The sequence below is a fragment of the Mycobacterium sp. genome, assembly GCF_035653355.1.
In the GTDB taxonomy this organism is placed as follows: Bacteria; Actinomycetota; Actinomycetes; order Mycobacteriales; family Mycobacteriaceae; genus Mycobacterium.
This window is the reverse complement of record NZ_DASRBZ010000607.1, coordinates 1-9,236: the sequence shown is the minus strand read 5'-3', so window position 1 is coordinate 9,236 and position 9,236 is coordinate 1. Positions and strand designations below refer to the sequence as shown.

Here is a 9,236-nt window from a genome sequence, read left to right as displayed (position 1 = left end):
GTCGGCCCGGATGTCCTGGCCGACACCCGCCAGTCCGGCGGCGGCGAAGACTTCTCCTGGTATCTGGAGGAGATACCGGGTGCGATGGCGCGTCTCGGTGTGTGGTCCGGCCATGGGCCGCAGCTGGACTTGCATCAGCCGACATTTGATCTCGATGAGCGAGCCCTGGCGATTGGGGTCCGCGTGATGGTCAACATCGTCGAGCAGTCCGCGGCCTTCTAGCTGCAATCTGCCGCGAGCGGGCGTGTCGGCACGCCGACACGCCGCGCGGGCCGGCACTTTGCGCCCGCTCGCCGTGACGGGGGCCATGCACAGCAGAAGCTTTATGCACAGATCGGCTGGCGGGTAGCCGGCATAAACACCGCGATACCTTCCACGAATCCACGATGGCCGCCATGAACCAAGAACTCGCCCGACTGCTCGACACGCAAGGCGGAGTTGTGACGAAAGGCCAGGCATTGACAGTGCTCAGCCGTCGTGAGCTGGAAGCCGATCTGAAATGTGGTGTGCTGCAAAAACTTTGGCACGGCATCTACGGCAGCGGCAATGTGGACACCGGATTGCGGCTGCGCGGCCTGGATCTGGCGACCGGCAGCACGGTCGCTGTCTGCCTGAGCACGGCCGCAGGGGGCTACGGCTTCGACACCGAAGACACCCGGGACTTGCATGTCCTAGATCCCGGCGACCATCACTTGCGGCCCGCCGACGGACTTGTCATACACCGACGCAAGGACGCCCCGCTGACCCTGGTCGCCGGACGGCCGGCTACCACACCGGCGTGGACCGCGATCGAGGTGGCCCGCAGCCTGCGCCGGGCCCGCGCACTTGCGACGCTCGACGCGGCGCTGCGGAGTGGGACATGTAGCCGTGACGACTTGCGCAGGGCCGCCGACCATCAGCGCGGTCGCCGCGGCATCGTGGCTGTGCGTCAGCTGCTTCCGCTGGCCGCCCCGGAGGCGGAATCCCCGATGGAAAGCGAAGCACGCCTGGTCATGATCGACGGTGGATTGCCGACGCCAGCGCTGCAATACGAAATCGTCGACAATGGCCGCCAGGTTTGGCGGGTGGACTTCGCGTGGCCTGAGTACCGTGTCGCGGCGGAGTACGACGGCGTCGACTGGCACAGCGGCCCAGAAGCTTTCTTCCGGGACCGTCGCCGTACCGCTGCACTTCAAGAGCTGGACTGGGTCGCTGTGCCCATCGTCGCCGAGGACGTCCGACGACGGCCGTGGGAGCTTGTCCGCCACATCGAGGTGCAGCTGCAGCGTGCCAGGGCGGCGTAATTACACCGCGAGCGGGCGCAAATTGCCGTCGGCGACGGCGTGTCGGTGTGCCGACACGCCCGCTCGCGGAAAAAGGGCTAGGTGCCGGGGCCGATGTTGCGGGCCGGGCGGGTGCGCAGGTCATGCACGTAATCGGCGGGCGCACCGGCGATCTCCGCGGCGTCGGCCATGACGCCCAGGTAATGCGCCGACGGCAGCCCGCCCTCCCAGGCGTCGACCACGTACAGCCATGCAAGTACGGGATCGGTTGTGGTGTCAGAGGATATCCGCTCGACCCGGCAGCGGATCTTCTTGTGGATGCCGAGCTCGGAGCCCTCCCACCGATCCAGATTTTTCTCGTCGGCCGGTGTCACGTCGTAGAGCACGACGAACACCTTGGAATCGGGATCTTCGACGACGGTGGCCAGCGCCCCCTCCCAGCCGATGTCCTCACCGCCGAACGTGAGCCGCCACCCGTGCAGCCAGCCCGTTCCCGCCATCGGCGAGTGCGGTGCACGCTTTGCCATCTGCTCTGGATCCATGTTCGACCCGTAGGCGGCGTAGAGCGGCACGGGGAAAGCTTAAACGGCGCCCGCCTGCGCGGCGCCTATCCGACAAGTTGGCTAGGTTGAACCCGTGGCGACCCGCATTGTGATCCTCGGCGGAGGCCCGGCCGGCTACGAGGCGGCACTGGTCGCCGCGGCGCGCGACGCCCAGGTCACCGTCGTTGACTCCGACGGCATCGGTGGCGCTGCCGTACTGGCCGACTGCGTGCCGTCGAAGACGTTCATCGCCTCTACCGGGGTGCGCACCGAACTGCGCCGGGCCCCACAGCTGGGCTTCGACATCGATATCGACGACGCCAAGATCTCGCTGCCGGAAATCCACCAGCGCGTCAAGACCCTGGCCGCAGCGCAGTCCGCTGACATCACCCAGCAGCTGCTCAGCGTGGGTGTCGAGGTCATCGCGGGCCGCGGCGAGCTGGTCGACGCCAGCCCCGGCCTGGCGCGCCATTGCATCAAGGTGACCGCCCCCGACGGCACTACCAGCGTGCACGACGCCGACGTCGTGCTGATCGCCACCGGCGCCAGCCCGCGGATCATGCCGTCCGCCCAGCCGGACGGCGAGCGGATCCTGACCTGGCGACAGCTCTACGACCTCGACTCGCTGCCCGACCACTTGATCGTGGTGGGCTCCGGTGTCACCGGGGCCGAATTCGTCAACGCGTACACCGAGCTCGGGGTGGCGGTGACGGTGGTGGCCAGCCGCGATCGCGTGCTGCCCTACGAGGACGCCGACGCCGCGCTGGTGCTCGAGGAGTCGTTTGCCGAACGCGGCGTCAAGCTGGTGAAAAACGCACGCGCCCAATCGGTTACCCGCACCGACGGCGGAGTGCTGGTCACCATGACCGACGGCCGCACCGTCGAAGGCAGCCACGCCCTGATGACGATCGGCTCCATTCCCAATACCAGCGGCCTGGGCCTGGAGCGGGTCGGCATCGAGCTCGGGCGCGGCGACTACCTGACCGTCGACCGGGTATCCCGGACATCGGTGCCCGGTATCTACGCCGCGGGCGACTGCACCGGCCTGCTGCTGTTGGCGTCGGTCGCCGCGATGCAGGGCCGGATCGCGATGTATCACGCACTCGGCGAGGCCGTCAGCCCCATCCGGTTGCGCACCGTGGCCGCGACGGTCTTCACCAGGCCCGAGATCGCCGCCGTCGGCGTGCCGCAGTCGATGATCGACGACGGCTCAGTGCTGGCGCGGACCATCATGCTGCCGTTGCGGACCAACGCCCGGGCCAAGATGTCCGGGCTGCGGCATGGCTTCGTCAAGATCTTCTGCCGGCGGTCCACCGGCGTGGTGATCGGCGGGGTCGTGGTCGCGCCGATCGCATCGGAGTTGATCCTGCCGATCGCGGTGGCCGTGCAAAACCGGATCACGGTCAACGAGTTGGAGCAGACACTGGCCGTCTACCCGTCGCTGTCAGGTTCGATCACCGAGGCTGCCCGCCGGCTGATGGCGCACGACGATTTGGACTGACCCCAGGTAGCCTGGGGAGCCAGCGTCCTACTGACGAGTAACCGAGGAGTCCTGTTCCGTGAGCGCACCGGGGAGCGGGCGATTTTGGCCGGCATCCACCCTTGGGCCCGAGCAACGTGCCGCGGCCTGGGAGCGGCTCGGCGCCGAGCAATTCGACGTCGTGGTCATCGGCGGCGGCGTGGTGGGCTCGGGTTGCGCACTAGACGCAGCGACCCGCGGCCTGAAAGTGGCGATGGTCGAGGCACGGGACATCGCCTCAGGCACATCCAGCCGTTCGTCGAAGATGTTTCACGGCGGCCTGCGCTACCTCGAGCAGTTGGAATTTGGGCTGGTGCGTGAGGCGCTCTACGAACGCGAGCTGTCACTGACCACGCTGGCACCGCACCTGGTCAAGCCGTTGCCGTTTCTCTATCCCCTGACCAAGCGGTGGTGGGAACGCCCGTACGTGGCTATGGGCATGCTGCTCTACGACCAGCTCGGCGGCGCGAAATCTGTTCCACCGCAAAAGCATTTGACCAGAGCCGGCGCTCTGCGACTGTGCGCCGGTCTCAAGCGCAACTCGTTGATCGGCGGTATCCGCTACTACGACACCGTGGTCGACGACGCGCGGCACACCTTGACCGTTGCCCGCACCGCCGCCCATTACGGCGCGGTGGTGCGGTCCTCGACCCAGGTGATCGCCTTGCTGCGCGAGGGCGATCGGGTGACCGGTGTGCGCGTGCGTGACTCAGAGGACGGGTCGGTCACCGAGGTTCACGGCCATGTCGTCGTCAACGCGACCGGGGTATGGACCGACGAGATCCAGGCATTGTCGAAGCAGCGCGGGCGATTCCAGATACGAGCATCCAAGGGCGTGCACATCGTCGTGCCTCGGGACCGCATCGTCAGCGACGTCGCGATCATCCTGCGCACCGAGAAGTCCGTGATGTTCGTCATCCCGTGGGGCAGCCACTGGATCATCGGGACCACCGACACCGACTGGAACCTCGACCTGGCGCACCCCGCAGCCACCAAAGCCGACATCGACTACATCCTCGGAACCGTCAACACTGTGCTGGCGATCCCGCTGGCCCACGCCGACATCGACGGCGTCTACGCCGGGCTGCGGCCGCTGCTGGCCGGGGAAAGCGACGAAACTTCCAAGCTGTCGCGGGAGCACGCCGTGGCGGTGCCCACCCCGGGTCTGGTGTCCATCGCCGGCGGCAAGTACACCACCTATCGGGTCATGGCGGTCGATGCGATAGACGCTGCCGCGCAATACATTCCGGCGCGGGTAGCGCCGTCGATCACCGAAAAGGTGCGGCTGCTGGGCGCCGACGGCTATTTCGCTTTGATCAACCAGGCCGAACATGTCGGTGCGCTCAACGGGCTGCATCCCTACCGGGTACGGCATCTGCTCGACCGCTACGGGTCGCTGATCAGCGAGGTGCTGGCGATGGCAGAGGATCGCCGTGAGCTCCTCAACCCGATCACCGCCGCGCCGGTCTACCTCAAGGTCGAAGCCGCCTATGCCGCCGCCGCCGAGGGCGCGCTGCACCTGGAAGACATCCTGGCCCGTCGGACCCGCATCTCCATCGAATACCCTCACCGCGGTGTCGACTGCGCCCGCGAGGTGGCCGAAGTTGTCGCGCCGATCTTGGGCTGGCACCAGGAGGACATCGACCGCGAGGTCGAGACCTACCGCGCGCGGGTGGAGGCCGAGATCCTCTCGCAAACCCAGCCCGACGACGTGTCAGCGGACGCCTTGCGGGCCAGCGCCCCCGAGGCGCGCGCGGAGATCCTCGAACCGGTGCCGCTAACGTGAGACCGGCACCGTTGCCGGTGCGTGAAGGACTCGGAGGTGGCGGCCGAGCTACCGGGGTAGCGAGGCCAGAACCGACCATTGGACCGGGAGGTGGCGGCCGAGCTACCGGGGTAGCGAGGTCAGAACCGACCATTGGACCGGCAGGTGGCGGCCGAGCTACCGGGGTAGCGAGGCCAGAACCGGCCATTGGACTGGGCCCCGCACGGTTGCGGCTGCGTGGCGGGCCGGTTCTGGCCGAGCTGACCACACGGTTCGGGTCGGCTGCTAGTGCGAAAGTCCTTGCTGGACAAGTGGTTACCGCCGACGGTGCCGTGGTCGACGAGACGACGGTGCTGCCGGCGGGCGCTTGTGTCTACCTGTATCGCGATCTGCCCGACGAAGTGCCGGTGCCCTTCGACATCCCGGTGCTATATCGCGACGACGACATCGTGGTGGTCGACAAGCCACATTTCCTGGCCACGATGCCGCGGGGCCGTCACGTCTCGCAGACCGCGCTGGTGCGGTTACGCCGCGAACTCGGCTTGCCGGAATTGAGCCCGGCGCACCGCCTGGACCGATTGACCGCCGGGGTACTGCTTTTCACCACCCGTCGCGAGCTGCGCGGCGCATACCAAACCCTGTTCGCGCACAGGCAGGTGCGCAAGACATACCTTGCGCGGGCCGCGGTCAATCCAGAGCTGGTTCTACCGCGCGTGGTATGCAGCCGAATTACGAAGCGGCGCGGTTGCTTACAGGCCCTCGAGGAGGCGGGTGAGCCGAACGCCGAGACGCTGATCGAGCTGGTCTCGCCGGACGGCCTCTACCGGCTGACGCCGCAAACCGGCCGCACCCACCAGCTGCGAGTCCACATGACGTCGCTGGGCATACCGATCCACGGGGATCCCTTGTATCCGAAGGTCATTGACGTAGCGCCGGATGACTTCAGCACGCCGTTGCACTTGTTGGCGTACAGCCTGGAATTCGATGACCCGGTCAGCGGATCGCGGCACCGGTTCGTCAGCCGGCGAACGACAATCGGAGCACTGCCGTGAGCTCGGCATCTGTGAGCGCCGGCGGCTCCGGCGCGCTGCGGGTGGCGGACGAGGTCGCTGACGCGCTGCGCTCGGGTCGCCCGGTGGTGGCGCTGGAGACCACGCTGGTCTCGCACGGGTTTTCGAAGGGACGTGGCCTGCTCGCCGCGCAGCAGGCCGAGCAGCGCGTGCGTGCCGCCGGCGCTGTGCCGTGCACGGTCGGCATCGTGGATGGCTTCGTTCGGGCCGGGCTGAGCGCTGCCGAACTTGACCGCTTCGCCCAGGCCGGGGCCGCCGCGCACAAGGCAGGTGCCCGAGATATCGCAGCCTGCGTGGCCCAGCGGACGCTGGGTGCAACCACCGTCGGCGGAACTCTGGCCATTTGCCGCCTGCTGGGCATCCGGTTCATGGGTACAGGCGGGATCGGCGGCGTGCATCGCGGGTTCGTTGAAACCCTCGATATCTCGGGTGATCTCCTTCAACTCGCCCGCACCGCGACATTGGTGGTGTCGTCCGGCGCCAAGGCCATCTTGGACGTGTCGGCGACGGCGGAGCTGCTGGAGACGCTGAACGTGCCGGTCCTGGGCTGGCGGACGGACACGCTTCCCCTCTTCTATTGCGGCCAGGGTGGCCCACCGGTAGCCGCACGGGTGGACAGCGTCGCCGACACCGCGCGGGTGGCCTCGATCCACTGGGAGCTGGCCGGGTCGTCCGGGCTGCTGCTGGGCCGCCCGCCCGATCCCGAGCTGGACATCAAGCCCCTGGTCGCCGAGGCGGTCAGCCAAGTACATGAAGCCGGGGTCACCGGTCAGGCGGTGACCCCGGCCGTCCTTTCCTTGGTCGAAGAGTTGACGGACGGCCGAAGCGTCGCCGTCAACCAACAGCTCATCGCGGACAACGCCGCGCTGGCCGCCGAGGTCGCCGTCGCCTACGCGGCCTTACGCTGACGGGGGGCAGCGCCGCTTCGTCTCGTGTCCGACGGTTGGTCCACTGCCACGCCGGGTAAATCGCAGCATGGCCCCTAATCCGACGCCTGAGCTGTACCGACTAGAAATACATGGAGACGGGCCAGAGGATGTCGCGGTGCTCGAAGATCGGTTGGTCACCGGTGTCGCCGACGGCCGGCTGCTGAGCGTAGCCAAAGACGGGTCCAACATCAAAGTGGTGGCAGACACCGGCGGTCGCCCGCTCGGGATCGAGGCCCTGCCCGACGGCCGGCTGATTGTCTGCGATGCGCACCGAGGTTTGCTGCGCGTAGACCCCGCCGGCGATTCGGTTGAGCCGCTGGTTACAACGGTCGACGGTGAGCCGATGAAACTGTGCAACAACGCGGCCGTCGCCGGCGACGGAACCATCTACTTCACCGATTCCTCGCGCCGCTATGGGCTCGATGCCTTCCAGACCGACGTCATCGAACGCACCGCCACAGGCCGGTTGCTGCGCCGCGACCCCGCGGGTGAAGTGCAGGTGTTGCTCGATCACCTGGAGTTCGCCAACGGCGTCGCCCTCGCCGACGATGAGTCCTTCGTCGCGGTCGCCGAAACGAGCACCGCTCGCATTCATCGAGTGTGGTTGCACGGGCCGCGCTGCGGCGAATCCGAGGTGCTGGTCGACCAACTGCCGGGCTTACCCGACAACCTGTCGACCGGCACGTTGGGACGAATCTGGGTAGCGCTACCGGTCACGGGGATACGGCCCCTGCGCTTCGCCCAGCGAACCCCCCGTTCGGCGCGCCGGCTCATCGGACGGGCGGCGAGTGCCGTCAACCACGCGCCGGCGGCAACGGCACGCGTGCTGGCGATCAACCGCGACGGAACCGCAGTCGCGCGGCTGGCATGCAGTCGCCGGTGCGGCTACCGCATGGTCACTGGCGTCCGCGAACACGACGGCTCGCTGTACCTGGGCAGCATCGCCCAACAGGCCATCGCCGCTGTCTCTCCGGCGCCATCGAACCCGACCGAGCAAGTCATCAAGCTTCATCCGCACCGCTAACCAAGATCCGGCGAGCCACCCTTCCGGAAGCGTGCCTGTTGCATCACAGCCAATCCGGGGTAGCCGACAGTATGGAAATCACCGTGACATTCGTCGGCAACGCAACCACATTAATAGCGGCCGACGGCGTGACGCTGTTGACCGACCCGAACTTCCTGCACCGCGGTCAGCACGCCTACCTCGGCTACGGCCTGGTGTCCAAGCGCCGCAAGGAACCCGCCCTCGGCGTCGAGGACTTGCCGCCGCTGGACGCTATCGTGCTGTCCCACATGCACGGCGATCACTGGGACCGGGTGGCGCAGCAGCGTCTGGACCACGGGTTGCCGATCCTGACCACGCCACACGCCGCCAAACGGCTGCATCGCCGCGGATTCGGCGCCGCCCTTGGGATGTCGACTTGGCAATCCCACACCGTCACCAAAGGCGACACCACTGTCACGATGACGTCGTTACCCGGCCGGCACGCGCCGGTGTGGGGACATCGACTGCTGCCCCCGGTAATGGGCACCATGCTCGAGTTCGGGCCGGTTAACGGTTCCTCGCGGCGGCTGTACATCTCCGGGGACACCTTGCTTATCGAGGAGCTCAACGACATCCCGGTGCGTTTCGACACCATCGACCTCGGTCTGCTGCACTTGGGCGGGACACGACTGCCAGCGGGTCGGCGGCTGCCGTTCGGGGTTACCGTCACCATGGACGGCCGGCAGGGAGCAGATCTGGTGGAGGTGCTCAAGCTGCCGAAGATGATCCCGATCCACTTCGACGACTATGGCGTCTTCGCTTCACCGCTAGGCGATTTCACCCGGGAAATGCGGCGCCGTGGCATGGCCGACCGAATCATCGAGCTGGAACGCGGCGCCTCAGTCACGGTGTAACGCTGCGCCATATGTGAATAGCACCCGCGCAGAAGCGTGAATAGGCCGGAAACGGGTGCTGAAATCGTGGATTCGGCGATGTGCAGCGGCAACCGGCCGCAATTACCATGCCTCATGGTGGCGGGGAAGGCCCAGCTCGGCAGACTGCGGCCGCGCCCGCGCGCGACACCTCATCGTATGCCAAAGGAAAAATCTTGAAGCTCAACCTGTTTGGCGCTGCACTGAGTATTCTTGCCACTACTGCGGTGAC

Annotated in this window: 8 protein-coding genes and 1 pseudogene; 8 read left to right on the top strand and 1 reads right to left on the bottom strand. The window is 67.1% G+C overall.

The window, feature by feature from the left end; genetic code table 11:
* Both VFA16_RS21100 and VFA16_RS21095 read left to right on the top strand, forming a co-directional pair.
* Positions 1-222, top strand: a pseudogene (locus VFA16_RS21100) (amidohydrolase); the annotation flags it as partial.
* A gap of 173 nt (positions 223-395) precedes the next feature.
* Entirely contained in the window at positions 396-1,283 is an 888-nt protein-coding gene (locus VFA16_RS21095; protein ID WP_324969701.1) for a hypothetical protein, read from the top strand.
* A 77-nt stretch (positions 1,284-1,360) separates the two neighbouring features.
* Here the strand turns inward: VFA16_RS21095 and VFA16_RS21090 are convergent, their stop codons facing one another.
* Positions 1,361-1,834 (bottom strand): gamma-glutamylcyclotransferase, encoded by a 474-nt coding sequence (locus VFA16_RS21090; protein ID WP_324969700.1) that lies wholly within the window; start codon positions 1,832-1,834, stop codon positions 1,361-1,363.
* Positions 1,835-1,898: 64 nt separating this feature from the next.
* Between VFA16_RS21090 and VFA16_RS21085 the strand changes: the two genes are divergently transcribed.
* The 6 genes from VFA16_RS21085 to VFA16_RS21060 all read left to right on the top strand — a co-directional run bounded on the left by VFA16_RS21085 (position 1,899) and on the right by VFA16_RS21060 (position 8,986).
* Positions 1,899-3,305: an NAD(P)H-quinone dehydrogenase gene (locus VFA16_RS21085; RefSeq protein WP_324969699.1), complete on the top strand. Its 1,407-nt coding sequence runs from the start codon at positions 1,899-1,901 to the stop codon at positions 3,303-3,305.
* Between the two features lie 58 nt (positions 3,306-3,363).
* Positions 3,364-5,109, top strand: coding sequence for a glycerol-3-phosphate dehydrogenase/oxidase (locus VFA16_RS21080; RefSeq protein WP_324969698.1), 1,746 nt, complete (start codon positions 3,364-3,366; stop codon positions 5,107-5,109).
* 185 nt (positions 5,110-5,294) lie between these two features.
* Complete coding sequence (locus VFA16_RS21075; RefSeq protein WP_324969702.1) at positions 5,295-6,140, top strand: pseudouridine synthase; 846 nt, start codon at positions 5,295-5,297, stop codon at positions 6,138-6,140.
* Complete coding sequence (locus VFA16_RS21070; RefSeq protein WP_324969697.1) at positions 6,137-7,066, top strand: pseudouridine-5'-phosphate glycosidase; 930 nt, start codon at positions 6,137-6,139, stop codon at positions 7,064-7,066. The genes VFA16_RS21075 and VFA16_RS21070 overlap by 4 nt, the downstream gene beginning before the upstream one ends.
* 67 nt (positions 7,067-7,133) lie before the next feature.
* The gene (locus VFA16_RS21065; protein ID WP_324969696.1) at positions 7,134-8,111 is read left to right on the top strand and encodes an SMP-30/gluconolactonase/LRE family protein; all 978 of its coding nucleotides are present in this window, start codon (positions 7,134-7,136) and stop codon (positions 8,109-8,111) included.
* A gap of 71 nt (positions 8,112-8,182) precedes the next feature.
* Positions 8,183-8,986: an MBL fold metallo-hydrolase gene (locus VFA16_RS21060; RefSeq protein WP_324969695.1), complete on the top strand. Its 804-nt coding sequence runs from the start codon at positions 8,183-8,185 to the stop codon at positions 8,984-8,986.
* Positions 8,987-9,236 lie beyond the last annotated feature (250 nt).